We start from the raw sequence: 26,083 nt of genomic DNA on the forward strand, positions 1-26,083 counted from the left end.
CTATTTCCGCCTAACCCTTCGATTGTATGTAAGCCTCCGACCTCGCCATCGCCGGCTTTATCCACGAGAATTTCCAGGTGATCCTGCAGCACCTGCAGGCGCTCCAGCAGGGGCGGCCCGCCGCTGGCTCCGACATGCCCCGCCTGCTAAGCATCGAGCAGGTGATAGAAGAGCTGGAAGTGAGCCGCAGCACCGTGCAGCGCTGGCTCAAGAAAGGCAAGCCCGGCCGCCACGGCACCACCATCGTGCTGCAGGCCTACTGGTTCACCACCGCCAAGCCGCGCATTCCCATCGCGGAGATTGGCTTGAACCTGGTGTCGGAGATATCGAGCAACCCGAAAAACACCGCGGCCTTCCCGGCGCCGTTCAACGGCATCTACCTGTTGGCCACTAATGCGCTGTCGGTGGTGCGGGCGGGCGTGGCCACGGCCAAGGTCACCGGCTTCCGAGAAGGAGGCAGCACTGGTACCAGCGCCGGCAAGGGCTCGCTGGATCTGAACCGCATGCAGGTGGCGCCCGACGGCAAGCTGCTCGACCAGGACGGGTTTGCCGTGGCCGGCGTCGTGCACGAAAACGAGTACGTGATTCCCGAGTGGATGCGGGCCGACCCCAAGGTGGTGCAAGTGGAGTTCTGGTTGGAGGAAAAGCGCCTGCGGGGTTACGCCCAGGGCGGTGCCACCAGTGAGGGTGGCAGCCAGGCTTCGCCAGTCAAGGACGTGGCTGTGTTCCAGGGCAACGTGGCCACGCCGTTGGAGCAACCCATTGCCGTGCAACAGCAGCAAAACGAACGGATAGATACCTGGGCACGCGAGTTCTGGGTGGTGAACCAGCTGCATGACTTCGACCAGGACTATGGTACCTATAAGAAGGTGAACAACCAGAGCGGCATTTCAGGTTGAGAAGGGTGTTCGAATTACCTACTGAAAAATACCCCCGAAAAACCGCGTTTTCAGGGGCATTTTCGGGGGTGCCAAAAGTGTTCGAATTAGAAACTCTAATTCGAACAGCCAGGGTTGCTCAGACTATAACTCTTTAGGCTCTGTAAGCAGTGTGTCTACTCTTCACTACCTATGTTGAATAAATAAGCAAGTGACAAGTGTAGAACGCGGCTGTATTGCTTATTATCAAATGTGCCTTCCTTTGGTAGGATATTCGTCAACCCAAAGCCATATCCTAATTGCGCTTGAATAGGCCCGGCTTTATAGCCAAGTCCTACGTTCGCTCCTGCATTGACCCGTCGAAAATACACAGCTCTTGGATCGGAACCCTCTTTGGTAACGAACTCAACGTCGCTCCCTCTTTTATAAGTGTAATTAGGGGTACTAGAGAAGGAGCGTTCTTCCTGATACTTCCCGTTCAGACCATACTCAATATAAGGCCCAGCAAATAGTTGCAATCCTTGCTTATCACCTGTCGTGTAGACAAAGTTGAGAGGCACTTCTATATAATTGAGTTTTGCAGAACCTACAAACGTAGTCTTATACTGGCCAATATTCAGCACATAATCTATGTCATACCCTTTCTGCGAGTACAGAATAGCGGGCTGAATAGCAAAATGTCCAAATTCAGCACTGAACTGCACGCCAGCCTGCGCGCCCACTCTCATCTTGGTTTTGAATTCGTCGTCTGATTCACAATCCAATATGGCTTTAGCACCGTTAACTCCTAGACGTGGTCCGAAACTAAACTGCGCTTTAGCAGCTACGCTCATCATTGAGCATAATAGGCCGGCTAATACAATGCCTTTGACTTTATTCATGGGTGCAGGAAACTAGTGTATGCTTTTAATTTAAAAGAATCCTGTAAAAGTATAAAGGTGGATTCTAAATACTAGATAGGACATTCTTTAAGTCGCCATATGATTTATTTTATACCGTATCTTTAAGTATGCGAGTACCCCTTTATGCCCGGGTGTCGACGGCCGACAAAGATCAGGATCCGGAAAACCAACTTCAGGTGCTACGTCGGGAGGCTGAGCGGGCCGGTGACACCATCTCAAAGAATACGTCGACGAGGACTCGGGCCGCAAGTCCAGCCGCAAAGCCTTCCAGCAGCTACTAGCCGACGCCGGCAAGCGCCGCTTCGAGATGGTGCGGGTCTGAGTCGCTTCAGCCGCGAAGGTATCGAGAAGGTGTTTGAGCACACGTCTATTTTGGAGCAGTGCGGCGTGAGTTTCTGGAGCTACTCCGAACCCATGCTCAACACAGCCGGCCCGATGAAGGATTTTATGAAGGCCGTGCTCAGCTGGGCGGCTGGCTACTACAGTGAGCGGCTCAGCGAAAACGTGAAGCAAGGACTACACCGCAAGAAGGCGCAGGCCGCGCTGAAGGGAGAAGAGCACGTACACGGTCCTCGGGCATTGGCCCCGGCCGTGGTGGAGGAAATTCGCGCCTTGCAGCAAGATGGGCTAAGCGTGCGCAAGATTAGCGCTGCCACGGGTGTGCCGGTGGGCACTGTACACAAGTACCTAATTAAGTCATTGACGGTAGCATAGGCTGCTCAGGTTCTCGCGGCTTAAGCGGTTGGCGGGCCAGCCAGTCGTAGGCATCAAGCCCTTCCGTAAATACCGAGATATAAGGGACCGTAGAATTCTGAATGATATCCAGCAAGGCACCACTAGCGGCCCAATCCCGGGCTACCACCCACGCAATATGGGTGATACCGGTTTCGGCAAGTTGCGGTAAGTAATCCGTACTCACCCACTGTCCAATCTCGTCCCACCCGTCGTAGGCCAGACTACTATCACAAAGCAGACGAGAGCAAGACATTGTCTGCGCGTGGCGCATGAGGATAGCACAGCTCTCCAAGGAAGATTCTGCATTATGTGTGCCCTGCCATTCTGCCTGGAGCCATTGAAAGAGCTCGTCGTAGCTCAACGTGAAGAATAGCGAGGCATAGATGGTTTTCGTCATCCTATACATACGGCGATAAGCTCAGCTATAAATACGGATATTAAAACGGGATTAATACAGTGGAGCTAGCAGCTGCGCAGTAGCAGGATATTTTGCTGTCCTTTTCGGGGCTTGGTCGGGAGGTGAGCTTTGATTTCTTCAACTCCATGTTCACCTCATCCTCAGACCCATAAAACTCTATTTAGTGGGCGCCTGCCTGGCGACTGCTCTGTTACTCCAGACCCAGGTGATGGCCCAGGCCCCTCCCGACCTCACGGTGGAAGTGATGACGTCTGCTCACGACAAGTGCAACCACCTGCTTGGGCTAAGCACCAGCCTCGACACTGTTGACTTATCGCTGCATACTGCTTCCTCGATGCTGCGCGCTGAAGTAGGCCCACCGCGTTACGACTACCGTAATGCGCGCCGGGTGAAGCGTAAGTACAACCGGGTCAAGCGCTACTACCGGCACCTTAACCGCCACGACAAACGTGACCTGCAAAAGGAGAGCCACCGCCAGTACCAGCTGCAACGCCGGCAGAGTATCCAGCAGGAAAAGCAGCAACAAAAGGAGCTAAACAAGCGGCCAACGGAGGCTGAGCAGAAGCCCCGAAATCGGAATTAGTGGCAGAGATTATCCTTGGAATCAGCCCCCAAAACAGCCCCAAAATATGAATAATACTTATTGAGGACATTTATTAAGGATATATCTGATTCGGATAGGGGCGGCTTTTTTTGTGCCCTCCTATTGGGTACTAACGAAAAGGCCTTCTGCGCATGGCAGAAGGCCTTTTCGTTTTACTGCGCGGCAGCTTGCTGCGCTACCCGTAACCATTCGAGCCCCTCAATAATACTGTCGAAGATGCGCATTTGGAGTTGCTCTCCAACATCAAGATGCATGTTGCGAGCCGAATAGGCAGCGAAGGAATCAGGGCTTACGACATGAGCGAAGTGAGAAAGACCGGCTTCGCGTACGCGCGGTACCCAATCGGTAGTGAGCCATTCTAGTGCGTGGTCCCAAGGGCCAACTACTTTGCTATTGTCATTGAGTAAAAAGTGGCATTTGTGCTCGGCAATGACGCTCAAGCAAGTATTGGCACCGGCGACAATGCCCGAAAAAGCTTGGTAGCCGGCCCACTCATTGTATACTAACTGGCTGGCTTTATGGTATTCAATAGTTAAGAACACCTCGCCAAACGCATTACGCATTTCGGTTTTCATGAAGTAATGCTATTTTTAAATATTGCTGGGGTGCGCGCAATGAGGAAGCAGAGTAAAGCTGTCAAGGTACTAACATACTATTTAGCTTCTACAGGCAGAAGTAAAGCAGCAAATGTTGCAGCACTGCGTGAAGTATTTCGTCTATTAGCCGACTTATTTTTGTGATTAATGTTATAATAAAAAATATCTAATATATGTTTATTCAATACTGTTATGTTTTATTTCTACTTATTGCCAGTGGCCCACGCTCTAGCTTGCAGAATATTGGTAAAAAGCTTGATTTCGAAGCCAATGACACCGCTCAACTGCTTGTACATCCACCCAATGGTGAGTCGGTTTAGGCTGTCTTCTGCTTCAAGCAGCGCAAAACGCCGTACACCCGTTGCCGCTAGGCTGGGCAGCATTTCCTCCCGAAGCCATTCTAAGTCGCGGGGCCGGACAGCGCCTAGGCGTCGGTCATCGGCTATCCAGCCGCGCACCTGATGCCGTTGCCCAAGTTGTAGGGCCACTGCAATTGAACGACGAAAATCAGTGCTATTAGCATAGCCTAGCCATTCGGTTTCAATGGTAGGAACCGGGTCTTGGTGCAGGTAAAGGTTAAGGTACGGTTCGGTAGACAACAAATCCATGGCACTGCGAGTGAGAGGGGTGGGGCAATCATATGTATACGATACGCACTACACACCATTCCGGCGGCGTACGGTTACGTAGCGAGGCCGAAAGCTTGTCACAAGTGCATCTATGTAAGAGGGTATTCACCTCTTTTGCTGGCAGGTTGCTACTTCTCTTGGCCTGAAGTGGTGTTTTTGCGAAAGCAGCACTGTCTGTAAAGATTATTCTTGATTTTTGTGGGTCCTGCTTTCCGCACGCAGCTGGCTATCAGGCAGCCGGTCCACCCGTTCTACCATTTTGCTCTATGATTCACTTGTCCTATTCGCGCCGCCGTTTTCTGCACGCTACAGGCTTTGGCCTAGCTCTGGCTTTAGGTGCTTTAAGTGGTTGTACCCGGCTAATGCCCGGCGGCACCCAAGCCGCCGCCGATTATCTCGTTTACATTGGTACCAACGTTAGCTCAGAAGCCGAGAATACGATATTTCTGTACCGATTAAACCCTACTACCGGCGCCTTAACCCCGGTGAGTAGTCTGCAAGGAGGCGCTAGCCCTACCTACCTAACCATGGATGCCAAGCGGCAGCATCTGTACGCCGTAAACGAAACCAACGAGTTTCAGGGAGCTAAAAGCGGGGCGGTCAGCGCCTTTGCGGTCAACCAACAGACCGGTGGCATCACGCGGCTCAGCCAGCAACCTTCGCGGGGAGGGTCGCCGTGCTACATCAGCCTCGACCGTAGCGACAAGGCGGTGCTGGTGGCCAACTATGCGGGTGGCAACGTGAGCATGCTACCCGTGGAAGCCGATGGCCGAGTGGGTGCCCCAACAGCATTCGACCAGCACGAGGGCAGCGGGCCACACAAAAACCAGACAGCAGCCCATGCCCACTGCATTATTCCAGACCCAGCCAACAAATACGCCTTTGCCGTGGATTTGGGCACGGATAAGGTATACACCTACACCCTCAACCCAGCGCAGGGCCAGCTCACGGCTCGGCCGGAGCCGGCTTTCACGGCCAAGCCTGGGGCCGGGCCGCGCCACCTCACGTTTCATCCCAACGGCCGGTACGCCTACCTCATCAACGAGCTGAACTCCACGGTAACGGCGCTGGCCTATGATGCCGTGCAGGGTAGCTTCCGCGAGCTACAAACGCTATCCACGCTGCCAGGCGGGTTTACGGAAAACAATTCCTGCGCCGACATTCACGTGTCGCCCGATGGTAAGTTTTTGTACGCTTCCAATCGGGGCCACAACAGCATTGCCGTATTCAGCATTGATGGCAGCAGCCACCTAACTCTCATCCAGCACGAAAGCACCCAGGGTAAAACACCGCGCAACTTCACGCTCGACCCCGCTGGCCGTTTGTTGTTGGTAGGCAACCAGAATTCCAACAACGTATTCACTTACTACGTTGATCAGAAATCGGGCAAGCTGCGTCCTACTGGCCAATCTATCAGTGTTGCGTCGCCAATGTACCTGCTGGTTACGGCTGACTTCACCAAGGCTAATAAGTAGCGCAGAATAGATGCTTGGATTTTTCTGCGCTACTTATTAGCCGGCGCTAGTTGAACGGTACCAAAGCAGCCAGCAAGGGAGTAGTGACTTGGCGCCAGGAAGCATAAGTCAATGGTGCGCTGGCTGCGTCTTGGTGGTACTCAGCTTCGCGCTTTGCGGAGCTTAACCAGTTCATCAATACGTCTTTATCAGGAATAGGGGAGTCGGAGCGGGAGTAGGTGGGCCATAGCTCAGTGGGCCATTGGTGCAGGAAATACTCGGCCTGATCGGCAATGCGGGCTAGCCGGGCGGCGGCATACGGCGTATGATGGGGAATGAGCCGCGCCGCACGGTATAGGTCGCGCAGAGCTGCCTGGTAGGCAGCAGTGGGGGAAGGAACCGGCTGGTTGGAAGAAAGAAGGTTGCTCATGAACTGTCATTTACGACAGCGAAAAACCCTGCGGATTGCGTGATTTAAAGGATAATCAGAAAAAAATCGAGACGGAATTATCTGCTTGGCGCTGGCGTTAGAGTTTGGTTTGAGTGGGTAGCTGAAGGGGTAGTTGTGCGTCGTCGTCCAATACTTCGGCACTGGTTCCGTGGTCGGGTACCAGGCGTTTCCACACCAGCTGTTTCAGCTCTTCCAGCCGTAGCAAGCTTTCCTGCACGGTACCATTAGCGCGGAGTTTATCAAAGAAACCGGTGCGCTGCCCTACGTTCACCATTTGTTCCAGCACGAAAGGTAGAATCCAGCCGATAACGCTGGAGGCCAGCACTCCGCGCAGCCCCAGGCGCACCAGTAGCCGGGCCGCCATCCGCTCTAGCAGTAGCGCCCGAGCGGCCGGCAAGGCTTTGTTACTCAAAAAGTCAGCCACTAGCTTGGCGTTGCCTTTCTTCACCTCGGCCCGCAGTACATCCTGAATAGCCTCAAGAGCGGAGGCAGCGGCCTTACGAAATAGGCGGCCGGTTTGCCAGGCCGCCATGCCCGTTAGCTGGCCGGCGGTACGCAGGAAATGGGGGAGGAGGGTTAGCTTCTTCATGAGGAGGCAAGAAACAGAAAATGCGGCAGTAAGGCAGCGCCCAGCGGCTATTCCGCGTACTGTGAACGAGCTGGCAGGGTTGCCAGCCCGTTCCCATACGTGCCACCTGGGTGGTACGCTGTCTTCTGCCATGAATTCTATTATTATCACCCAGCCTGGTGGCCCCGAGGTGCTACATCTGCAAGCCTCCCCTACGCCCGTACCAGCGGCACACGAAGTCCTGATTCAGGTGCACGCCGCCGGCGTCAACCGCCCCGACGTGTTGCTGCGGCAAGGCAAGTATGCCGGCTCCGGCGACGTATCGGGCTCGGTGCCCGGCTTGGAAGTGGCCGGTACGGTGGTGCAGTGCGGGGCGGCCGTCACGCGCTGGCAACCCGGCAACCAGGTATGCGCGCTGCTAGCGGCCGGGGGTTACGCCGAGTACGCCGTAGCCGACGCCCGCCACTGCCTGCCCATGCCCACCGGCTGGAGCTACATTGAAGCCGCCAGCTTGCCCGAAACCGTGTTTACCGTGTGGCACAACGTGTTTCAGCGGGGCCAGCTGCTACCCGGCGAAACACTGTTGGTACACGGGGGAAGCAGTGGCATTGGTATTACGGCCGTACAACTAGCCCACGCGCTGGGCAGCAAAGTAGTGGCTACGGTAGGCAGCGCCGCTAAGGCCGCCGCCGTGCGCGCACTGGGCGCCGATGTAGTGGTGAACTACAAAGAGCAAGATTTCGAGGCTGAAGTGCAAGCCCTTGGCGGCGCCGATGTGGTGCTGGATATGATAGGCGGTGACTACACCCCCAAAAACCTACGCCTGCTCCGCGACGATGGCCGCTTGGTGTTCATCAATGCCATGCAGGGTGGCCTGGCCGAGTTTAATGCCTTAGATGTGATGCGTCGCCGTCTCACCATCAGCGGCAGCACCCTACGCCCCCGCTCCGCCGATTTCAAGGCCACGCTGGCCGCCGAGGTGGAGCGGCACGTCTGGCCGCTGCTGGAACAGGGCAAGTTTCGGCCCGTTGTTTTTCGCACGTTCCCGTTGGCCGAAGCCGCTGCTGCGCATCAGTTACTGGAAAGCAGTGCGCATATCGGCAAGATTGTGCTGGTAGCTAGCACCTAGCGGCAGGGGCGGTGGCAGGAGCCATTGCTGCGCGCTGACTGCCACCTGATTTACCGGCCCTCTGCCCGAAAAGACCGTCAAATTTACAGGAGTTGCGTATAAGCTCATCCTTAAGTTTTGGTTTTGAAAACCTGCCGCTCTCTGCCCAACCTCTTGCACGCTTTCCCCCATGAAAATTGCTTTACTCATCGGATCAACCGGGTTGGTTGGTAACTACCTGCTGCGCCAATTGCTATCCGACGACCGTTTCACCACCGTCAAAGTATTTGCGCGCCGGTCCACGGGTTTTCAAAATCCGGCGAAGCTAGAAGAGCACATCGTCGATTTTGATACGCCCGAAAAATGGCAGCACTTGCTTACCGGCGACGTGCTGTTTTCGGCCCTAGGAACCACCTTGCGCCAAGCCGGCAGCCAGCAAGCCCAATACCGCGTCGATTATACTTACCAGTATCGCACGGCTGAAGCGGCGGCCCAAAACGACGTAAAAACCTACGTGTTGGTATCGGCTGCCTCCGCCGACCCCGATGCGTTTGTGTTTTACACCCGTATGAAAGGGGAATTAGAGCGCTCCGTGAAACGGCTGCCGTTTCAGCGCATCCGCATCATTCAGCCGGGTATGCTGGCTGGCAACCGCAAAGAGCCCCGGCTAGCTGAGCGGATTGCGCTGCCCCTGGCAGCTTTGGTTGCGCACTTGCCCGGCTTGTCACCGTACCGGCCCATTCATGGCCGCGAGGTAGCACAGGCCATGATTAACGCCGCTCTCGATGAAAAGCCAGGTATTCAGGTGGATAGCTTGGAAGGCGTATTCAGGCGCGCCAGCAAAGCAACCTAGTGCCTACCGCTGCCGCTGTCTGCGCCTCCAAATAAGCAACCGGGCCGACCCAAAGCGCTTTGTGCTTCAGGTCGGCCCGGTTTGTTACGGAAGCTAGCTGCTTCCTAGTCTGGACTCAGACTACGCTTTGCGCCACTTGATGGAGCAGCCGATTGCCTTAGTAGAGTTGGTGGTGGCGGGCTTGCCGGCCAAGATTTCGGTCATAGCGTTTTCCACGTACTTGGTTTTCACCAGCTTGGCATCTTCCGAGTTGTCGTCGATGGCGCCAATGTAGCTCACTTTGAAGTCGTTGCTGCTGCCTTGGCGGGTGAGTACGTAGAGGTGTGGCGTGCGGGTGGCGCCGTAGGTTTGGGCCGTTTGCTGAGTTTCGTCGAAGAGGTAGGGGAACGGGTAGCTCTTGCTTTTGGACTGCGTCTGCATGGCTGCAAATGAGTCGCCGGGGGCAATGGCGGGGTCGTTGGGGTTAATGGCTACTACCGGATAGCCCTGGCTGGCGTACTTCTTGTGCAGGTCGATGATGCGGCTTTCGTAGGCTTTGGCGTAGGGGCAGGTGTTGCAGGTAAACACGACGATGTAGCCTTTGGCAGTCTTGTTGTCGCTGAGTGACACCATCTTACCATCTACGTTTTTGAGCTTGAAGTTGGCGGCTTTGTCGCCAACCTGGTAGCCGGCCATGGGGCGGATGTAGCTGCTGAGCACCAGCAGGAGACACGCGGCCAGAAAAGGAACGAGCTTTTTCATAGCAAGGAAAATAAAGTTGTAGGGAAGTGAAAACTAGTAGTGGCTGAAGTTACTTCAGGAATTGCTGTACCGCGGCCGTTAGCTCCGGCTGGGTGAATTCTTTTTCGAAGGCGGCGCGCTTCTGCTTGCTGTTGTTGATGATCAGTGTAAATGGCAGTGCCCCCGACCATTTGCCGTCCACCTTGTCCATCCAGGAATTGGGGTCGGTTTCGTTAAGCAATACCACTTCCGATTTCAGACCGCGCTTGGCCACAAAGGGCTTCACTTTCTTGTCGAGCTGTGAGGCGTAATCCATGCTTACTAGCAGTACTTTCACTTTCTGCTTGGCAAAGGTGGTGTTCACCTGCTCGAAATACGGCAGTTCCTTCACGCAGGGGGCGCACCAAGTCGCCCAAAAGTTGATGACGTAGGTGGTATCGGTGTTGCGGCTGAGGCGCTTTTGCAGTTCGGGTAGCTTGATGAGGGCCACTTGCTGCGCGTGGGCGGGGCTAGGTCCCGCCACGAAAAGAGCGGCGGCCAGCGCCGTGAGTTTCAGAAAATTCATAGTTGAGAAAGGTAGTAAGCACAAAGACAGCCAGAAGCAGCAGAAGTTGCGGCCGTTGCGTGAAGCTGTAGCGCAACAAAGTAACGCCAAGTTTCCATACAGCAACTCGCTGAACCTCGTTGTTACAACACTGCAAAGCCCGTGGTTCATCAAGTGCATAAGGCCCCGGCTTGGTGCTACATTCCACTACCCGGCAACAACGAACCTTCCGTACCTTTGTTATTCCAAAGAAACAGCTCCCTCCGGGTTATGAACAAGACCTATTGCCCCAGCCTCACCGAGTACAAGCGCCGCCTCAGCCGTGAGGTTCAACTCGGCGACCTGCCCATGGGGGGCCTCAACCCCATCCGGGTGCAGAGCATGACCACCGTCGATACCATGGACACCATGGGGTCGGTGGAGCAGACGCTGCGCATGGTAGAAGCCGGCTGCGAGTACGTGCGCATCACGGCCCCCAGCATGAAGGAAGCGCAGAACCTGCTGGAAATCAAGAAGGAGCTGCGGAAGCGGGGTTGCACCGTGCCGCTGATTGCTGACATCCACTTCACGCCCAACGCCGCCGAGCTGGCGGCCCGCATCGTGGAGAAAGTGCGCGTGAACCCCGGCAACTACGCCGATAAAAAGAAGTTCGACTTCATCGAATATACTGACGCCAGCTACCAAGACGAGGTGAACCGCATCCGGGAACGGTTCCGGCCGCTGGTGCAAATCTGCAAGCAGTACGGCACGGCCATGCGCATTGGTACCAACCACGGCTCCCTATCCGACCGGATCCTGAGCCGGTATGGTGATACCCCATTGGGTATGGTGGAGTCGGCGCTGGAGTTTCTGCGCCTCTGCGAAGAAGAAAACTACCACAATGTGGTGCTCAGCATGAAGGCCTCCAACACGCAGGTGATGGTGCAGGCCTACCGCTTGCTGGTGCAGAAGCTCGATGAAGAAGGCCTGCAACCTTACCCGCTGCACCTAGGCGTAACCGAAGCCGGCGAGGCCGAAGACGGCCGCATCAAGTCAGCTGTGGGCATTGGTACGCTGCTCGAAGACGGCCTCGGCGACACCGTGCGCGTAAGCCTCACCGAAGCTCCCGAAGCCGAGGCGCCGGTGGCGCGGGCCCTTATCAACCGCTACGTCAACCGTGCTCAGGAGGCGCAGCCGATTCGGCCGCTGCTGGAAGAAGAGCCGCTCGACCCGTTTCAGTATCACCGCCGCGTCACGCACGAGGTATTGAACTTTGGCGGCCTGAACGTGCCGCGGGTGGTATCCGACCTGTCGCGGTTGCCGAAGCTGGAATACGCCGATTTGCGCGCCGCCGGCCACCTCTACTCGTCGTTTCTCGACAAGTTTCACATGAGCGACTTGGGCGCCGACTACATCTATACCGGTGAGCGGCCCGTGCCGTTTATGCTGCCCAACGGCCTCAAGGAAATCGTGACGCACAGCGCCTGGGTGGATGGCGGGCAGCGCCTCGACCATTTTCCTTTGCTCACGGTAGATACGTATCTGGCCGATTTCCCTAAGCTGCACCCCCAGCTCAACTTCCTGATGGTGGAGCTGGGTACGCTGGACGTTGAGCTACTAGAGCGACTACGCACCGAAACCCGCGTGGTGCTTACCCTCAACACCAGCAACCCCCACGCCATGCCGGAAATGCGCCGGGCTTTCTTCGATTTGCTGGACTACAACGTGACGTGCCCCGTGCTGATCCGGCGCACCTATACCGCGCACGATATGCCCCAGACCCAGCTCGACGCGGCCACCGATGTAGGCGGCCTGCTCATCGACGGCCTCGGCGACGGTATTGCCCTCTGCACTGATTTGCTGCCTGAGCAGGAGCAGGACGCCTGGGTGCGCGACATCGACCAGCTCAACCAACTCAGCTTCGGCATTCTGCAAGCGGCCCGCACCCGCATGTCCAAAACCGAGTACATCAGCTGCCCAAGCTGCGGCCGTACCCTGTTCGACCTCCAGGAAACCACCGCCATGATCCGCAAGCGTACTGACCACCTGAAGGGCGTGAAAATCGGGATTATGGGCTGCATCGTGAACGGTCCCGGCGAAATGGCCGACGCGGACTACGGCTACGTGGGCGTGGGCAAAGGCAAAATTGCTCTCTACCGCGGCCAGGAAGTCATCAAGAAAGCCGTGCCCGAAGAACAAGCCGTGGACGAGCTAATCGAACTCATGCGCGAAGATGGCCGCTGGCTTGAAAAGGAGCTATTGGAAGAGCCAGTAGCGGGATAATTCATCTTCTTTATGCTGGACTTTTTCTTCATCAGAGATGAACAGCCTAGTGACCATGCTCTCACGCAGGCGGAGTATGCTGGTGGACTTAGAGTTGATGAATTCGAACAGGCGAAAAATGCCCAAATCATCGAACCCTATTTAGATTTCTATGAGGATTTTCGCTGGTCGAGTGTACAAGTAGAGCAAAAACTGACTTTGCTACAAAAAGCTAAAATTGAGGAAACAACTGTTTTGCTTTGGATATTACGACGAGCAATGAAGCTAGATTGTGGTGTAATAGCTTTCTGTGATTAAAACAGCGGATATAAATTACCGCCCCACGAAAAACCGGCCAAACAATTCCAGTTCCTCACGTTCCCGCTGGAGATAGGCGTTGAAGAACGACTCGCCGACCTGCCGCTGCAACACGGAGATACCGACGTCGATCAGGCGCAGGCCTTGCGGGGTGAGCAGAATGTTGTCGTATCGGTCGCCGGGGAGGTTGGAGGGGCGTAGCAGGTCGCGGTGCACGAAGCCGGCAGCGTGTAGTGCCTGTAGCTCCTCCGTGAATACGTCCAGCCACAGCTCCCGCATCTCCACTTCGTAGGCCCGAAAGTCGAGCGGGTAGATGCGCTCCATCACCAGCATATCGGCTTGCAGGTCGTGGTTGTATTCGAGGCGCTGAAACTGCGACACTAGCCCATTTACGGCGTTGGCGTAGCGCATCTTTTCTGCTTCTGAGCCAATATCGGAGCGGGTATCTTCGCTGAATACTTTACCGACTTCCGTTGCGGATAGCGCAATAACGGCGTTGTTGGCGCCGCGGGAAAGCTGCCGAGGGTAACGTTGGGGCTCCATAAAGGTCCGGCTGAGAAACGCTAAAAGTAAGGCTATCTAAAATATCCGTGCCTCACATTCGTCTGCCTAGCCCATGAAACTACGCGTAATATTGACCGGGGCAACCGGCATGGTAGGAGAGGGCGTGCTGCTCGAATGCTTGAACAGCCCGGATGTGGAGCAGGTACTGAGCGTCAGCCGCAAGCCCAGCGGCCGGAGCCACCCAAAGCTGCACGAAATCATCCACGCCGATTTCCACGACCTCACACCCATCCAGGACCAACTGGCGGGCTACAACGCTTGCTTTTTCTGCTTGGGCGTATCATCGGTGGGGATGAAGGAGCCCGAGTACCGCCGCCTTACCTACGACCTCACCCTGCACTTCGCTGAAGTGCTGCTGCCCCGCAACCCTGGCCTCACGTTCTGCTTTGTGTCGGGCGCCGGCACCGATAGTACCCTGAAAAGCGGCCAGATGTGGGCGCGGGTAAAAGGCCAGACCGAAAACGACTTGCTGCAACTGGGGTTCCGGCAGGCGTATATGTTCCGGCCGGGGTTTCTGCGCGCCACACCGGGTCAGCAGCATGTACTGTCGTATTACAAGTACTTCGGGTGGCTCTACCCAGTGTTTCGCACTCTGGCGCCAAAGTATGCGTCCACCCTAGCTGAGTTAGGGCAGGCTATGCTGCACGTAGCGCAGCACGGGGCGCCCAAGCCGGTGCTGGAAGTGCCTGACATAGTGGCGCTGGCAAAGAAGTAGCCGGAAACAGTCAAGGAAAGCCGTTCGTCATGCAGAGCGGAGCATGATGAACGGCTTTACAAAAGCACATCCTAGCGGTATGCGCTACCTTTGGCCGGACCTCCCTACTTTGCTGCATGATTCGCACCGTAATTTTCGATATGGATGGCGTGCTGGTTGACACCGAGCCGCTGCACCACGCCGCTTTCTACAGCCACTTTGCTGAGCTAGGCATTCAGGTTTCCGATGAGGAATACGCCACGTTCCTGGGCTCGTCCACGCGCAACGTGTACCAGCACCTCAAGCAGCAATACAACCTGAAGCCAGATGTGGAAGAGCTGATGAGCCGCAAGCGGGACTTTTTCGGCAAAACCTTCGACGAATCGACTACGCTGGAACTGCTGCCAGGCGTGCGGGATTTGGTAGTAGCGCTGCATGAGCAGGGCATTCCGTTGGCGTTGGCGTCGTCGGCTTCCAAAGAAACGATTAGCCGGGTGTTCAAGCGCTTCGACCTATACCCATATTTCCAGCACCTAGTGAGCGGCGAGGATTTCGAGAAGTCGAAGCCTAACCCGGCCATTTTCCTGCACGCCGCCGAACTAGTAGGTACGCCGCCCGCCGAGTGCGTGGTGATTGAAGATGCCGCCAACGGCGTGGCCGCCGCCAAAGCCGCCGGTATGCATTGTATTGGTTACCAGAGCGAACATTCCAGCGGCCAAGACCTCAGCCGCGCCGACCTGGTAGTATCGGACCTGCGGCAGCTTACTGCTGCTACGGTACTAGGGCTTGGTTAGTATTTGGTGTCGAGTGTTGTGTGCTTAGGTCGTTCTATCGTTTTCCTGATAGCAGAACGACTTAAGCACACAACACTCGACACCAAATACTAACCAAGCCCTTAATACTTACTTGCATTTCTCCTTGCGCCGCGTGTCGATGACGTGGGCTATTTTCCAGCCTCCGGCCAGTTTTACCAGCTGGAACGAGTTGTAGCCGCAGTGGCTGAACGTACTGCCCAAATAGAACTCGTAGGGTGTCCAGACGCTGGCCAAGTTGGCGTCAATCAGTACTTTATCGAAGGTGGTGCGCTCATCCCAGACCTCTTTGTGTGGCGTGCCCACGGCTTTCACGAACTCTGCAGGGTTTTCTACCCGCAGTTGGGTGGTGCCGTTGCGGGTGGCCATGGTATGAAATACCGCGCCAGGGGCAATAGTGGAACGCACCATCGTGCTGTCACCCTTGCGCATACCCTCGAAAAACGTTTGGATGGTTTTCTTGACGGCTTCGGTTTCGGCGGGGGCGGTGGTTTGGGCCGTGGCGCCGGTGGCGGCCAGCAGCAGGGCAGCAAGTAACAGGTGTTTCATAAGGTGGGCGTTAAGCTCAGGCAAGGACACCAGCCGCGGCGTATTGTTGCGGGGAGGAGCAGGGAAGCTACGGAAAGCTGATGCCACCGACAAGATTATGGCCTGAGTCCGCATTGCGTGGTGGCTGGCGTATTTTTGTTGCATCAACCGCTCCATCTTCCGCTTCTCCCTTCCCACCTATGGATATCCGCCGCACCTTTGATTTGCTGGCCCGCCTGGCTGCTACCACTCCGCAAGCCGATTGCCTGGTGGAAAAGAAAGCCGGTATCTGGCAGCCGCTGAGCGTTGCGCAGGTACAAGAGCAAAGCAACCGCGTCAGCCTGGGGCTGCGGCAGCTCGGCATCGGGCGCGGCGACAAAGTGGCCATCATTTCCGCCAACCGTCCCGAGTGGGTACTAGCCGACTTCGGCATTGCGCAGCTGGGCGCCGTGAGCGTGCCCATGTACCCCACCATCACGGTGGAAGACTACCGCCACATCTTTCAGGATGCCGGGGTGCAGGTGGTGCTGGTGGAAAACGCCAAGCTGCTGGCGCGGGTGCAGCAAGCCATAGAAGGCATGCCCCGCGGCCCCAAGCACATCTTCACCTTCGATGAACTGGAAGGAGTCCGCTCTTTCACCGAGTTGCTGGCGCTAGGCGAAACCGCCGACCTGGCGGCGCTGGAGCAGCTGAAAGCCGCTGTGCAGCCCGATGATTTGCTGACGCTCATCTATACCTCGGGTACCACCGGTCGGCCCAAAGGCGTGATGCTCAGCCACCGCAACCTGCTCTATAACTGTGAGAACCTAACCGGCTACCTGCCGTTGCCGCCCGGCCAAAAAGCCCTGAGCTTCCTGCCCCTGAGTCATATTTTCGAGCGCACTGCCACCTACCTCTACCTGCTGCTGGGCTTCAGTGTCTGGTACGCCGAAAGCGTGGAGCTGATTGCCGACAACCTGCGCGAGGTGCAGCCGCAGGTGTTTACCACGGTGCCGCGCCTGCTGGAAAAAATCTACGACAAGATTGTGGCGAAAGGCCAGGAGCTAACCGGTGCCAAGAAAAAGCTGTTCTTCTGGGCCCTCAACCTCGGGTTGCGCTACGACACGCAGAAAAACCAGGGCGTATTCTATAACGCGCAGCTGGCGTTGGCCAACAAGCTTGTTTTCAGTAAGTGGCGCGAAGCAATGGGTGGGCAGGTGTGCTACATTGTGAGTGGTGGCGGAGCCTTGCAGCCCCGGCTGGCGCGGGTATTCTGGGCGGCCGGCATCCGGGTGATGGAAGGCTACGGCATGACCGAAACCTCGCCCGTTATTGCCGCCAGCCGCCCCGAAGCCAGCGGCAACCTCATTGGGGCGGTAGGGCCGGTCATTCCGGGGGTGGAAGTGAAGCTGGCCCCCGACGGCGAAATCCTAACCCGCTCGCCCTCCGTGATGCAAGGCTACTACAACCGCCCCGACCTCACCGCCGAAACCATCGACGCCGACGGCTGGCTGCACACCGGCGACATTGGCGAGCTGGTGCAGGGCCGGTTCCTGAAAATCACGGACCGCAAAAAAGAGATGTTCAAGACCTCCAACGGCAAGTACGTGGCCCCGCAGCCGTTGGAGTCGCGGCTGTCGGAGTCGCCGCTGGTAGAGCAGGTGATGGTGGTGGGCGAAGGGGAGAAGTTTGCGGCCTGCCTGTTGGTACCGGCCTTCGCTGAGTTGCGCGCCTGGGCTAAAAGCCACAACCTGCCCACCGATTTGTCGGATGCTGCCTTGGCGGCCCATGCCCAGGTCCAGCACCTCTATGAGCAGTTGGTGCAGCAAACCAATGCGGCCTTCGCGCAGTGGGAGCAAATCAAGAAAGTGGCCCTGTTGCCCGTACTTTGGAGCGTGGAATCAGGAGAGCTGACGCCGACGTTGAAGGTGAGGCGCAAGATCATCAGCCATAATAATCAACAGCGGATTGAGGCGCTGTACCGCTCATAAATAGATAGGAATATAGCCAGGAAAGTAAATCATTCTGCCACCCCAGGTGTTATATCAGCACACCAGAAAGACCCACATCATGCGTATGAAAGGCCTGTTCAACCTTAGTCCGGTATTTGGTTACTTCTTCCGTAAGAACGACCCAAACCGCACCACCAACTTCAACCTGCGGACCATGCACTTCATCAATAAGCTCTCCATGGCCATGTTCCTGGTCGGGTTTATTGTGTTGCTTTACCGCTGGTTTATCCGCTAATTCCAGCTTGCCGAAATCTTAAATAGCGCGAGTACCAGTAACGCTTTTGCTCATACTTACATAATAAAGCCCTCCCGGCCACTATGGTCAGGAGGGCTTTCTAGTATCATGCTAGCCAAAAAAGTGGTGTAGCGAATAGGAGCAGGAGCGGAGCTTGCTACCTATCGTTCACAATTGCTGCATAGCCACTACGGGCGAGTTTTGAGTGAGTCGCGCCGGTCGATGGCATCGAGTACTTCACTGGTCGTAAACTCTTTGTCCACGTTGATGTAACCGGCTGGCGCAATCCGACGGCCGTTGCTGGTGATGAATGTCGGCCGGATGCGCATGGTCAGGCGTAGGGGCTGCCGGTCACGGTCGGCCAGGCCTAGTACCAAGTTGGCCAGCGCGTCGCCCGACTCTTCGCCCACAACTTCCCGCAGGTTGCTTTCCAGCGTGAGAGGAGCCATAGTGGTGCCGCCGGGAGCCACTTCAATGCGCTCGGTGGAGCGACCTTTGGCCACTTCCTTTCCGTCGATGAGGGCAATGTAATCCAGCTCGTTGAGGGCGGCTACTTCGTCGTTGGGGTTGCGGATTTCCAGGTTTACGCGCATGCGCAGCGGGACATTGCCAGAGGCATAAGCGGCCACCAGACGGGCCTTATCTACGGTGCTGACATCACTAGGCTGCCGGATTTGGCTGACATCAATGCCGGCCACAGTAGCTTGTTCTACGGATGCCAAGCGAATCTGAGCGCCTTTGAATGCTTTGGCCTGCTGCACCTGCTCGGATATGCCACAACTGCTAAAAGCCAAGACAAACAGCAGCCCTAGCGCCGCTAATGTGGAACGGGGATTGAATGAGGAAAGAAAACGAAACATTCGTGGTAGGATGGTAGAAAAGATGGAAAAAATTTCAATATTCAGGCTTGATATACTGATTACTGTTTAGTTTAGTTGCTGTGGATACACGGCTTAATTAGGTGCTTATGCAGTGTCAGTTGGCTACTGAGCAGTAGCTTTTAGCTAATGTAAATAGCAAAAACCAACCAAACCGATTAGTTTAGACGCTGATTCTTGATACGAACAACCAAAAGCTAGTAGCTGAAAAATGAACATCGAAGACTTCCGCGACTACTGCCTGCTGAAAACCGGCGTAACCGAAGAAACCCCTTTCGGCCCAAGTACGCTCGTGTTTAAAGTGAGCGGCAAAGTTTTCGCCCTCACCGATATCGACACTTTCGGGAGCATTAATCTGAAGTGTGACCCCGAGCGGGCCGTGGAGCTGCGCGAACAGCACGACTACGTGCTACCCGGCTTCCACATGAACAAGAAGCACTGGAACACCGTGCTAATTGGGACCGGCGTTCCGGGTGGCCAGCTGCGCGAGCTAATCGACCATTCGTACGACTTGGTGCGGGCTTCCCTGCCTAAAAAGCAGCGTGAGGAGCTTGCTGAAGCTGAGCAAACCAGCTTGTAGCCATTCTCCCGCTTCGGATAGTAACATATTCATGAAAAAGGCCCGCCTGAATCATCAGGCGGGCCTTTTCGTACGGGTGAAATCAGGTTACAGCACCACGTTTACCATGCGGCCGGGCACCACGATGATTTTCTTGGCGGTCTTGCCGTCGCCGAACTTAGCCAGGAAATCGGAGCCAAGGACAGCGGCTTCGATGTCGGCGGCGGTGGCGGTGGCGGCAAAGGACATTTGCTCCCGCACCTTGCCGTTGATGGCTACCGGGTAGTTCACGGTGTCTTCCACCAGGAATTCTTCCTTGAACTCCGGGTACGTGGCTGAGCTGATGCTACCGGCTTCGTGGCCGAGTAACTGCCACAGTTCTTCCGCCAAGTGCGGCGCGTAGGGCGACAGAATAACCACCAGCGGCTCCAGAATGGCGCGTTTGTGGCAATCGAGGGCCGTTAGCTCGTTCACCGTAATCATCAGGGCACTCACGGTAGTGTTGAAGCTGAACCGCTCGATGTCTTCCTCTACCTTCCGGATGGCCTTGTGCAACGCCTTCAGTTCCGCGGGTTTCGGCGCTTCGTCGGTTACGGCAAAGGCGCCATCGGTAGGGTGGTAGAGGCGCCAGAACTTCTTGAGGAAGCCGCCCACGCCGCTCATGCCGTTGGTATTCCACGGCTTGAACTGCTCCAGCGGCCCGAGGAACATCTCGTAGACACGTAGCGCATCAGCGCCGTATTTACCGATTAAATCATCAGGGTTTACGACGTTGTATTTCGACTTCGACATCTTCTCGATTTCAAAGTCGCAGTGGTATTTCCCATCATCAGCCAATAGAAACACGCATTCATCTAGTTCAGGGAATAGCTTTTTGAATTCTTTGGTACTTACATACTTAGCTGTGTCTAATATGTCATTGTCAACTAGACTTACATCGACGTAACGTTTATAGAATAGGCCTTTGAAAGCCATTTGAGCTATATTGTCGTCATAGTATTGTTGACCATGTTGCTCAATAATTGCTTCTTCAAAAGCCTTGGTATGACCTCCAGAGCTAGGCCACTGGTTAGTAACGAATAGATTAGAGTCACCATACTTGTACACGAAGTTCGAGCGGCCCAGGATCATGCCTTGGTTGATGAGCTTCTGGAATGGCTCGGGGGCCGATACAAGGCCCAAATCCTTGAGGAAGAGGTGCCAGAAGCGGGAGTAGAGCAGGTGGCCGGTGGCGTGCTCGGCGCCGCCGAGGTAGAGGTCCACGTTCTTCCAGTACTTCTCTGCCTCTTCGCCCACGAAACGCTCGGCGTTGTGCGGGTCCATGTAGCGGAGGTAGTACCAGCTGGAACCGGCCCAGCCGGGCATGGTGCTCAACTCGTAGTCGTACTGGCCTTTGTACTTCCAATCCTTGGCGCGGCCGAGCGGCGGCTCGCCGGTTTCGGTGGGCTTGTACTCATCGATTTCGGGCAGTACCAGCGGCAAGTCGGCTTCGGCTACGCCATAGGCTACGCCGTCCTTGTAGTAAATCGGGATGGGCTCACCCCAATAGCGCTGGCGGCCGAAAATGGCGTCGCGGATGCGGAAGTTGGTTTTGCCTTTGCCGAGGCCCTTTTCTTCGAGGAAGGCAATGAGCGTGGTGGTGGCTTCTTTGTAGCCGAGGCCATCAATGATGCCGGAGTTGATGTAGCGGCCTTCCTTAGTGGGGTCGGCTTGCTCGTCGAGGCCTTGCTGGGCGTCGGTTACCTGCACGATAGGCAGGTCGAAGTGCTTGGCAAACAGGTAGTCACGCTGGTCGCCGGACGGCACGGCCATGACGGCGCCGGTGCCGTAGCCGGCCAGCACGTAGTCTGCAATCCAGATGGGCACTGGTTCACCGGATACCGGATTAACGGCATAGGCACCGGTGAAAGCCCCCGAAACGGCCTTCACGTCGGCCATCCGGTCGCGCTCCGAGCGGCGCTTGGTGGCGTCGATGTAGTTGGTAATGGTTTGCTGCTGCTCCGGTGTGGTCAGCTCCTTTACCAGCTCGTGCTCGGGGGCCAGCACCAGGAACGTGGCGCCGTAGATGGTATCCACGCGGGTGGTGTACACCTTGATTTGGGCGCTGGCGTGGTTTTGCACCGGAAACGTCACTTCGGCGCCAATGCTGCGACCAATCCAGTTGCGCTGCATTTCCTTCACGGCATCGGGCCAATCCAGCGTGTCGAGGCCCTGGAGCAGGCGGTCGGCGTAGGCAGTGATGCGCAGGTTCCACTGGGGCATCAGGCGGCGCTCCACGGGGAAGCCGCCGCGCTCCGAGAGGCCATCCTTCACTTCATCGTTGGAAAGCACGGTGCCGAGGCCGGCGCACCAGTTCACAAAGGTGTCCTGCTGGTAGGCGAGGCGGTAGGGGTGCACCGCCGTGAGGCGCTGCTTCTCGGTGAAGCTCTGCCACTGGCCGGCCGTGAAGCTGTGGCGCTCCTCGTCGTCGCCGGCCGCCCGGATGCCTTCGCTGCCGTTGGCCTCGAACTTTTCCAGCAACGTTTTCAGCGGCTCGGCGCGGTTGGTATCGAGGTTGTACCAGCTATTGAACAGCTTCAGGAAAATCCACTGCGTCCACTTATAGTAAGCAGGGTCGGAGGTGCGGATTTCACGGCTCCAATCGTAGCTGAACCCGAGCGAGCTAAGCTGCCGGATGTAGGTGTCGATGTTCTTTTCGGTGGTAACCGCAGGGTGCTGGCCGGTTTGGATGGCGTACTGCTCGGCGGGCAATCCAAACGAGTCGAAGCCCATGGGGTGCAGCACGTTGTAGCCGCGCAGGCGCTTGTAGCGCGACACGATGTCGGAGGCAATATAGCCGAGCGGGTGCCCGACGTGCAGGCCCGCACCGCTGGGGTACGGAAACATGTCCAGCGCGTAGAATTTCGGCTTGTCGGAACTGTTATCGGCCTTAAACGTATGGTGCGCTTGCCAGTGGGCCTGCCACTTCTTCTCGATTTCCTGGGGACTGTAACCGGGCATGAGGGTGTTGATTGTTGATTGATGCGGGCTGATTGTCAGGTGTTGCCGGGTGCTACGGCTCTTAAAAACCCAAGGCAGTAAGCAACCCGCACCAAGCAACAATCAACCAGCGGCCAAATTACAGCGAATTGCCGGGAAGGGCTAATTCCAAACCCCGAAGCCTGCTGTCCGGTTGTATTCTTTACCTTGATATTGTATTTACGCTGGTATCTTTCCTGCCCGTACGTCGTCTGCCGAGCTTGTTAGCTGGCTTTCTGTGTTCCTACTATGCCCGATTCTAGTACCCCGCTGCTCTCCGAATTATCTGCTCCCAACGACCTGCTAGTTGCCCTGATGGAAGTGTCGCTGACGGGGATTATCCTGTTTCAGCCGGTTTACGCGCCTGACGATCATGCTATTATCGACCTGGCTTACGTGCGCCTCAACCCCGCGGCTCAGCGGATGCTGCAACTACCCGAGCAACCCGAGCCCACGTTTCTGGCCTTGTACCCGAGTGCGCGGGATACCGGGATTTTCGACTTCTACCGGACTAGCTTCGAAACGGGTAAAGCAGGCAAGTACAACGTAAATTATCAGGCCGATAAGCTCGACAACTACTTTCATTTATCGGCCCAGCGTAGCGGCTCTCTGCTGGTTGTCAGCTTCACCGATACCGCCGACCAAGACCGTTCGGCGGTGGAGCAGGCCCTGCGTGAAAGCCAGGCCCGCGAGCAGGCCGCCCGCGCCGATGCCGAGCTTCAGCGCCAGAAACTGCACAACATCTTCATGCAGGCCCCGGCCATGATCTGCATTTTCGAGGGCCCAGAGCACATTTTTCGGTTGGTGAATCCACCGTATCAGCAGCTGGTGGGCGAGCGGCCGCTAGTGGGCATGCCCATTGCCGAAGCCATGCCGGAGCTAATGGGACAACCTGTTTTCGGGCTGTTGGATGAGGTATATCGGACTGGCGAAACGTTTCAGGCCCACGAAATGCTGGTGCGACTTGACCACGACAACTCCGGCGGCTTAGGCGAAAACTATTACAACTTTATCTATCAGGCTACCCGCAGTCTGGCGGGCGAAATTGATGGGATTCTGGTATTCGCCTACGAGGTAACGGCGCAGGTGCAGGCCCGCCACAATGTGGAGCATAATGAGGCCCAACTCCAGCGCCTCAACCAGCAGCTCGAAGCGGCCAACGAGGCCTTCATGACGGCCGCCCACGTAGCGGAAGCCGCGCAAGTGGAGGCCGAGACCCAACGCCAGCGCCTCTACACCGTGCTGGAACAGCTCCCGGCCAGCGTATCCACGTACCACGGCCCCAACCACATTTATCAGCTCGTTAATCCTTATTACCAGCAGATATTTCCGGGGCGCAGCTTTGAAGGGCGCTCTATCCGCGACGTGCTGCCCGAATTGGAAGGGCAGAACTACTTTGAGGTGTTTGATGAAGTGTACCGAACGGGGGAGCCGTACTACAGCTACGAATCGGAAATCTGGGTGGACTCTACGGATACCGGCAAGCTGGAGCAGCGCTACTACAATGTATTTCTGCAAGCCATTCACGACTCGGAAAACAACGTAAGCGGCATCATCAACTTCGCCTACGACGTGACCGAGCAGGTACGGGCCCGCCGGCAGGTGCAGGTGCTCAACGAAGAGCTAGCCGCTGCCAACGAGGAACTGCAAGCGGCCAACGAAGAAATCAGGGCTAGTATCACCGAATTGCAAATCAGTGAGCAGGCCCTGCTGGAACTCAATAATACGCTGGAAAACCGGGTGCTTACCCGAACCAAGCAGGTGCAAGTTGCTCAGCAGGGTGCCGAGCGGCAACGGGCCCGCCTGGAGCGGTTGTTCATGCAGGCCCCGGCCGCCATCTGCATTCTAGACGGTCCGGAGCTGGTGTACGAGTTAGTAAATCCGCGCTACCAACAGCTGTTTCCGGGCCGGGAACTGCAAGGTAAACCCCTGTTGGAGGCGTTGCCGGAGCTAGCCGGGCTGCCAGTGTGGCAAACCCTGCGCCAAGTGTACGAAACCGGCGTCACGCACGAGGAAAAGGACATGCTGGTGTCCGTGGCGCGCTATGCCGGGGGCGAATTGGAACCCTTCTATTTCAACTACATCCAGCAGGCCCGCTACAACGAGCACGGCCAGATTGATGGCGTGCTGGTGTTTGCCTTTGAAACCACAGCGCAGGTGCATACCCGGCAGCGGGCCGAAACCTTGCAGGCACAGGTGCTGGCAGCTGCCCAGCGCGAGGCCCAGGAGCGTGAGTCGTTCTATCAGGTGTTCGAGCAAACCCCAGCCAGTATGGTACTGCTGCGTGGCCCCCACCACCGGGTCGAGTACTACAACAAGGCCTACCAGCAGCTATTTCCGGGCCGCCAAATGCAGGGCCGCACCATTGCCGAAATCCAGCCCGACGCCGCTGCACAAGGCTTTGTAGCCCTGCTCAACAACGTATACGATACTGGTGAAACCTTCTTTGGGGATGAGCTGCCGCTGCTTATTGAGCAGCCCGACGGTCAGCCGCCTAAAAAAACCTACTTCAACTTCACTTACCAGCCCTACCGAGAAAGTGGCCAGATTGTAGGCATTTCCGTGTTTGCCTATGACGTAACCGGGCAGGTGCTAGCCCGCCAGCAGCGCGAGCGGAACGAGCGGCAGCTTCAGCTTATCACCGATTCCCTGCCTGTGCTTATCAGCTACCTCGACCGGGAAGAGAAGTACCGCTTCGCCAACCAGAGCTACGAAAACTGGTTTATGAAGAAACCTACGGAGCTGCTAGGCCTGCCCATCCGGCAGGTGGTGGGTGAGCAGGCCTACGCCAACATCAAAAAGCACATCCGACGGGCTCTGGCCGGTGAGCGGCTGGATTTTGAGGCCCGCATGCCTTACCGCGCCGATTTTGTGCGCTACACCCACACCAGCTACGTGCCCGACGTGCAACACGACGAGGTGGTGGGCTTCTACGCTATGGTGATGGACATTACCGACCAGGTGGAAAGCCGCCACCAGGTGGAGGCCCTCAATGAAGAGCTGGCCGCCATCAACGAGGAATTGCAGGCCACCAACGAAGAGCTGTCGGATACCAACCAGCAGTTAAGCCGCACCAACGTCGACCTCGACAACTTCATCTACACGGCTTCCCACGACTTGCGCGCGCCCATTGCCAATATTGAGGGCCTGTTGCAGGCTCTTAATTACCAACTGCCGCCCAGCGCGGCCAGTGAGGGCCAGGTGCTCCCGATTCTGGGGATGATGCAGGGTGCGGTGGAGCGGTTCCAGAAAACTATCAACCACCTCACCGACGTCACGAAGCTGCAAAAAGAGCAGGTGCAGCCCACCCAGACCGTTGATTTGACCACGGTGCTGGAAGAAGTGCGACTGGACTTGGCCCCGCTGATGGCGGCCACCCAGGCTGAGCTGCGGGTGGAGGTGGGGGAGTGCCCCACCATTTCGTTTTCGCAGAAAAATCTGCGCAGTGTGCTCTACAACCTGCTCAGCAACGCTTTCAAATACTGCCACCCCGACCGGACGCCGCAGGTGCTCGTGCGCTGCCGCCAGGCCAAGGGCTACGCCGTGCTGGAGGTGGAGGATAACGGCCTGGGGCTCGACCAAGGGCAGCAGGCGCGCCTGTTCGGCATGTTCCAGCGGTTCCATGATCATGTGGAAGGTACCGGAATAGGACTATACATGGTTAAGCGGATGGTTGAAAACGTAGGTGGGCGGATTCAAGTGCAAAGCCAGTTGGGAGAGGGTACCACGTTTGTCGTCTTTTTCCCGCGCTAGGCCGTATAGCTTGGCAGTGGGTTGGGAGCAGA

The 26,083-nt window shown here is 56.5% G+C and carries 26 protein-coding genes; 14 read left to right on the forward strand and 12 right to left on the reverse strand.

Annotated elements, in window-relative coordinates; translation table 11 throughout:
- The first annotated feature begins 77 nt into the window (after positions 1-77).
- Positions 78-899: a helix-turn-helix transcriptional regulator gene (locus tag G536_RS0117445; protein WP_022824889.1), complete on the forward strand. Its 822-nt coding sequence runs from the start codon at positions 78-80 to the stop codon at positions 897-899.
- 155 nt (positions 900-1,054) lie between these two features.
- Here G536_RS0117445 and G536_RS0117450 read toward each other — a convergent pair whose 3' ends face one another.
- The gene (locus G536_RS0117450; RefSeq protein WP_071837747.1) at positions 1,055-1,759 is read right to left on the reverse strand and encodes a porin family protein; all 705 of its coding nucleotides are present in this window, start codon (positions 1,757-1,759) and stop codon (positions 1,055-1,057) included.
- A gap of 144 nt (positions 1,760-1,903) precedes the next feature.
- On the opposite strand from G536_RS0117450, the gene G536_RS32800 reads away from it, so the two are divergent.
- On the forward strand, positions 1,904-2,494 hold the full coding sequence (locus tag G536_RS32800; RefSeq protein WP_071837748.1) for a recombinase family protein: 591 nt from the start codon (positions 1,904-1,906) through the stop codon (positions 2,492-2,494).
- On the opposite strand, the gene G536_RS0117460 is transcribed toward G536_RS32800, so the two are convergent.
- Positions 2,472-2,768, reverse strand: a complete 297-nt coding sequence (locus G536_RS0117460) for a hypothetical protein (RefSeq protein ID WP_157530731.1) — start codon at positions 2,766-2,768, stop codon at positions 2,472-2,474. The two genes, G536_RS32800 and G536_RS0117460, sit on opposite strands and share 23 nt — an antisense overlap.
- Positions 2,769-3,141: 373 nt before the next feature.
- On the opposite strand from G536_RS0117460, the gene G536_RS0117465 reads away from it, so the two are divergent.
- On the forward strand, positions 3,142-3,516 hold the full coding sequence (locus G536_RS0117465) for a hypothetical protein (RefSeq protein ID WP_022824893.1): 375 nt from the start codon (positions 3,142-3,144) through the stop codon (positions 3,514-3,516).
- Positions 3,517-3,689: 173 nt separating this feature from the next.
- Here G536_RS0117465 and G536_RS28565 read toward each other — a convergent pair whose 3' ends face one another.
- Together G536_RS28565 and G536_RS0117475 are read right to left on the reverse strand one after the other, a co-directional pair.
- Entirely contained in the window at positions 3,690-4,112 is a 423-nt protein-coding gene (locus G536_RS28565) for a hypothetical protein (RefSeq protein ID WP_022824894.1), read from the reverse strand.
- Between the two features lie 224 nt (positions 4,113-4,336).
- Positions 4,337-4,741: a hypothetical protein gene (locus G536_RS0117475; RefSeq protein ID WP_022824895.1), complete on the reverse strand. Its 405-nt coding sequence runs from the start codon at positions 4,739-4,741 to the stop codon at positions 4,337-4,339.
- 287 nt (positions 4,742-5,028) lie between these two features.
- Between G536_RS0117475 and G536_RS0117480 the strand changes: the two genes are divergently transcribed.
- Positions 5,029-6,237, forward strand: coding sequence for a lactonase family protein (locus G536_RS0117480; RefSeq protein ID WP_022824896.1), 1,209 nt, complete (start codon positions 5,029-5,031; stop codon positions 6,235-6,237).
- A 46-nt stretch (positions 6,238-6,283) separates the two neighbouring features.
- Here the strand turns inward: G536_RS0117480 and G536_RS0117485 are convergent, their stop codons facing one another.
- Together G536_RS0117485 and G536_RS0117490 are read right to left on the reverse strand one after the other, a co-directional pair.
- Entirely contained in the window at positions 6,284-6,646 is a 363-nt protein-coding gene (locus tag G536_RS0117485) for a hypothetical protein (RefSeq protein ID WP_022824897.1), read from the reverse strand.
- A gap of 97 nt (positions 6,647-6,743) precedes the next feature.
- Complete coding sequence (locus G536_RS0117490) at positions 6,744-7,256, reverse strand: hypothetical protein (RefSeq protein ID WP_022824898.1); 513 nt, start codon at positions 7,254-7,256, stop codon at positions 6,744-6,746.
- Between the two features lie 130 nt (positions 7,257-7,386).
- On the opposite strand from G536_RS0117490, the gene G536_RS0117495 reads away from it, so the two are divergent.
- Positions 7,387-8,364: an NAD(P)H-quinone oxidoreductase gene (locus tag G536_RS0117495; RefSeq protein WP_022824899.1), complete on the forward strand. Its 978-nt coding sequence runs from the start codon at positions 7,387-7,389 to the stop codon at positions 8,362-8,364.
- A 169-nt stretch (positions 8,365-8,533) separates the two neighbouring features.
- Entirely contained in the window at positions 8,534-9,196 is a 663-nt protein-coding gene (locus G536_RS0117500; RefSeq protein ID WP_022824900.1) for an NAD(P)H-binding protein, read from the forward strand.
- Between the two features lie 120 nt (positions 9,197-9,316).
- Here the strand turns inward: G536_RS0117500 and G536_RS0117505 are convergent, their stop codons facing one another.
- Both G536_RS0117505 and G536_RS28570 read right to left on the reverse strand, forming a co-directional pair.
- Positions 9,317-9,937 carry a thioredoxin family protein gene (locus tag G536_RS0117505; protein ID WP_022824901.1) on the reverse strand — a complete coding sequence of 207 codons (621 nt, stop codon included), beginning with the start codon at positions 9,935-9,937 and terminating at the stop codon, positions 9,317-9,319.
- Positions 9,938-9,986: 49 nt separating this feature from the next.
- The gene (locus tag G536_RS28570; RefSeq protein ID WP_022824902.1) at positions 9,987-10,481 is read right to left on the reverse strand and encodes a TlpA disulfide reductase family protein; all 495 of its coding nucleotides are present in this window, start codon (positions 10,479-10,481) and stop codon (positions 9,987-9,989) included.
- A 249-nt stretch (positions 10,482-10,730) separates the two neighbouring features.
- Between G536_RS28570 and ispG the strand changes: the two genes are divergently transcribed.
- Both ispG and G536_RS0117520 read left to right on the forward strand, forming a co-directional pair.
- Entirely contained in the window at positions 10,731-12,722 is a 1,992-nt protein-coding gene (gene ispG, locus G536_RS0117515) for a (E)-4-hydroxy-3-methylbut-2-enyl-diphosphate synthase (RefSeq protein WP_022824903.1), read from the forward strand.
- Positions 12,723-12,734: 12 nt separating this feature from the next.
- A complete protein-coding gene (locus tag G536_RS0117520) occupies positions 12,735-13,019 on the forward strand; it encodes a hypothetical protein (protein WP_022824904.1) in 285 nt (94 codons plus the stop codon).
- 15 nt (positions 13,020-13,034) lie between these two features.
- On the opposite strand, the gene G536_RS0117525 is transcribed toward G536_RS0117520, so the two are convergent.
- Positions 13,035-13,562: a hypothetical protein gene (locus G536_RS0117525; protein WP_022824905.1), complete on the reverse strand. Its 528-nt coding sequence runs from the start codon at positions 13,560-13,562 to the stop codon at positions 13,035-13,037.
- A 73-nt stretch (positions 13,563-13,635) separates the two neighbouring features.
- Between G536_RS0117525 and G536_RS0117530 the strand changes: the two genes are divergently transcribed.
- Together G536_RS0117530 and G536_RS0117535 are read left to right on the forward strand one after the other, a co-directional pair.
- Complete coding sequence (locus G536_RS0117530; RefSeq protein WP_022824906.1) at positions 13,636-14,298, forward strand: Rossmann-fold NAD(P)-binding domain-containing protein; 663 nt, start codon at positions 13,636-13,638, stop codon at positions 14,296-14,298.
- Positions 14,299-14,414: 116 nt separating this feature from the next.
- Positions 14,415-15,071, forward strand: coding sequence for an HAD family hydrolase (locus G536_RS0117535; RefSeq protein ID WP_022824907.1), 657 nt, complete (start codon positions 14,415-14,417; stop codon positions 15,069-15,071).
- A 108-nt stretch (positions 15,072-15,179) separates the two neighbouring features.
- Here the strand turns inward: G536_RS0117535 and G536_RS0117540 are convergent, their stop codons facing one another.
- Complete coding sequence (locus G536_RS0117540; RefSeq protein ID WP_022824908.1) at positions 15,180-15,638, reverse strand: nuclear transport factor 2 family protein; 459 nt, start codon at positions 15,636-15,638, stop codon at positions 15,180-15,182.
- Between the two features lie 179 nt (positions 15,639-15,817).
- Between G536_RS0117540 and G536_RS0117545 the strand changes: the two genes are divergently transcribed.
- Together G536_RS0117545 and G536_RS32505 are read left to right on the forward strand one after the other, a co-directional pair.
- A complete protein-coding gene (locus G536_RS0117545) occupies positions 15,818-17,587 on the forward strand; it encodes an AMP-dependent synthetase/ligase (RefSeq protein ID WP_022824909.1) in 1,770 nt (589 codons plus the stop codon).
- A gap of 85 nt (positions 17,588-17,672) precedes the next feature.
- Positions 17,673-17,843 (forward strand): DUF6728 family protein, encoded by a 171-nt coding sequence (locus tag G536_RS32505; protein WP_022824910.1) that lies wholly within the window; start codon positions 17,673-17,675, stop codon positions 17,841-17,843.
- A gap of 188 nt (positions 17,844-18,031) precedes the next feature.
- On the opposite strand, the gene G536_RS0117555 is transcribed toward G536_RS32505, so the two are convergent.
- Complete coding sequence (locus G536_RS0117555) at positions 18,032-18,703, reverse strand: LEA/WHy family protein (RefSeq protein ID WP_084708676.1); 672 nt, start codon at positions 18,701-18,703, stop codon at positions 18,032-18,034.
- Positions 18,704-18,932: 229 nt separating this feature from the next.
- Here G536_RS0117555 and G536_RS0117560 point away from each other — a divergent pair, with 229 nt between their 5' ends.
- Complete coding sequence (locus tag G536_RS0117560; protein WP_022824912.1) at positions 18,933-19,301, forward strand: MmcQ/YjbR family DNA-binding protein; 369 nt, start codon at positions 18,933-18,935, stop codon at positions 19,299-19,301.
- Between the two features lie 87 nt (positions 19,302-19,388).
- Here the strand turns inward: G536_RS0117560 and G536_RS0117565 are convergent, their stop codons facing one another.
- Entirely contained in the window at positions 19,389-22,280 is a 2,892-nt protein-coding gene (locus G536_RS0117565; protein ID WP_022824913.1) for a leucine--tRNA ligase, read from the reverse strand.
- A gap of 267 nt (positions 22,281-22,547) precedes the next feature.
- Here G536_RS0117565 and G536_RS30860 point away from each other — a divergent pair, with 267 nt between their 5' ends.
- The gene (locus G536_RS30860) at positions 22,548-26,051 is read left to right on the forward strand and encodes a PAS domain-containing protein (RefSeq protein ID WP_022824914.1); all 3,504 of its coding nucleotides are present in this window, start codon (positions 22,548-22,550) and stop codon (positions 26,049-26,051) included.
- Positions 26,052-26,083: the final 32 nt, after the last annotated feature.

This window comes from Hymenobacter norwichensis DSM 15439 (assembly GCF_000420705.1).
Lineage (GTDB): Bacteria > Bacteroidota > Bacteroidia > Cytophagales > Hymenobacteraceae > Hymenobacter > Hymenobacter norwichensis.

What these genes read in the sequence shown, in the direction of transcription:
- G536_RS0117525 (WP_022824905.1), bottom strand. Translation starts at nt 13,562, where the DNA reads ATGGAGCCCCAACGTTACCCTCGGCAGCTTTCCCGCGGCGCCAACAAC.
- G536_RS0117460 (WP_157530731.1), bottom strand. Translation starts at nt 2,768, where the DNA reads ATGTCTTGCTCTCGTCTGCTTTGTGATAGTAGTCTGGCCTACGACGGG.
- G536_RS0117535 (WP_022824907.1), top strand. Translation starts at nt 14,415, where the DNA reads ATGATTCGCACCGTAATTTTCGATATGGATGGCGTGCTGGTTGACACC.
- G536_RS0117560 (WP_022824912.1), top strand. Translation starts at nt 18,933, where the DNA reads ATGAACATCGAAGACTTCCGCGACTACTGCCTGCTGAAAACCGGCGTA.
- G536_RS32505 (WP_022824910.1), top strand. Translation starts at nt 17,673, where the DNA reads ATGAAAGGCCTGTTCAACCTTAGTCCGGTATTTGGTTACTTCTTCCGT.
- G536_RS32800 (WP_071837748.1), top strand. Translation starts at nt 1,904, where the DNA reads ATGCCCGGGTGTCGACGGCCGACAAAGATCAGGATCCGGAAAACCAAC.
- G536_RS0117565 (WP_022824913.1), bottom strand. Translation starts at nt 22,280, where the DNA reads ATGCCCGGTTACAGTCCCCAGGAAATCGAGAAGAAGTGGCAGGCCCAC.
- G536_RS0117450 (WP_071837747.1), bottom strand. Translation starts at nt 1,759, where the DNA reads ATGAATAAAGTCAAAGGCATTGTATTAGCCGGCCTATTATGCTCAATG.
- G536_RS0117465 (WP_022824893.1), top strand. Translation starts at nt 3,142, where the DNA reads ATGGCCCAGGCCCCTCCCGACCTCACGGTGGAAGTGATGACGTCTGCT.
- G536_RS0117480 (WP_022824896.1), top strand. Translation starts at nt 5,029, where the DNA reads ATGATTCACTTGTCCTATTCGCGCCGCCGTTTTCTGCACGCTACAGGC.
- G536_RS0117505 (WP_022824901.1), bottom strand. Translation starts at nt 9,937, where the DNA reads ATGAAAAAGCTCGTTCCTTTTCTGGCCGCGTGTCTCCTGCTGGTGCTC.
- G536_RS0117485 (WP_022824897.1), bottom strand. Translation starts at nt 6,646, where the DNA reads ATGAGCAACCTTCTTTCTTCCAACCAGCCGGTTCCTTCCCCCACTGCT.
- G536_RS0117500 (WP_022824900.1), top strand. Translation starts at nt 8,534, where the DNA reads ATGAAAATTGCTTTACTCATCGGATCAACCGGGTTGGTTGGTAACTAC.
- G536_RS0117495 (WP_022824899.1), top strand. Translation starts at nt 7,387, where the DNA reads ATGAATTCTATTATTATCACCCAGCCTGGTGGCCCCGAGGTGCTACAT.
- ispG (WP_022824903.1), top strand. Translation starts at nt 10,731, where the DNA reads ATGAACAAGACCTATTGCCCCAGCCTCACCGAGTACAAGCGCCGCCTC.
- G536_RS0117530 (WP_022824906.1), top strand. Translation starts at nt 13,636, where the DNA reads ATGAAACTACGCGTAATATTGACCGGGGCAACCGGCATGGTAGGAGAG.
- G536_RS0117475 (WP_022824895.1), bottom strand. Translation starts at nt 4,741, where the DNA reads ATGGATTTGTTGTCTACCGAACCGTACCTTAACCTTTACCTGCACCAA.
- G536_RS0117490 (WP_022824898.1), bottom strand. Translation starts at nt 7,256, where the DNA reads ATGAAGAAGCTAACCCTCCTCCCCCATTTCCTGCGTACCGCCGGCCAG.
- G536_RS28570 (WP_022824902.1), bottom strand. Translation starts at nt 10,481, where the DNA reads ATGAATTTTCTGAAACTCACGGCGCTGGCCGCCGCTCTTTTCGTGGCG.
- G536_RS0117540 (WP_022824908.1), bottom strand. Translation starts at nt 15,638, where the DNA reads ATGAAACACCTGTTACTTGCTGCCCTGCTGCTGGCCGCCACCGGCGCC.
- G536_RS30860 (WP_022824914.1), top strand. Translation starts at nt 22,548, where the DNA reads ATGCCCGATTCTAGTACCCCGCTGCTCTCCGAATTATCTGCTCCCAAC.
- G536_RS28565 (WP_022824894.1), bottom strand. Translation starts at nt 4,112, where the DNA reads ATGAAAACCGAAATGCGTAATGCGTTTGGCGAGGTGTTCTTAACTATT.
- G536_RS0117520 (WP_022824904.1), top strand. Translation starts at nt 12,735, where the DNA reads ATGCTGGACTTTTTCTTCATCAGAGATGAACAGCCTAGTGACCATGCT.
- G536_RS0117545 (WP_022824909.1), top strand. Translation starts at nt 15,818, where the DNA reads ATGGATATCCGCCGCACCTTTGATTTGCTGGCCCGCCTGGCTGCTACC.
- G536_RS0117555 (WP_084708676.1), bottom strand. Translation starts at nt 18,703, where the DNA reads ATGTTTCGTTTTCTTTCCTCATTCAATCCCCGTTCCACATTAGCGGCG.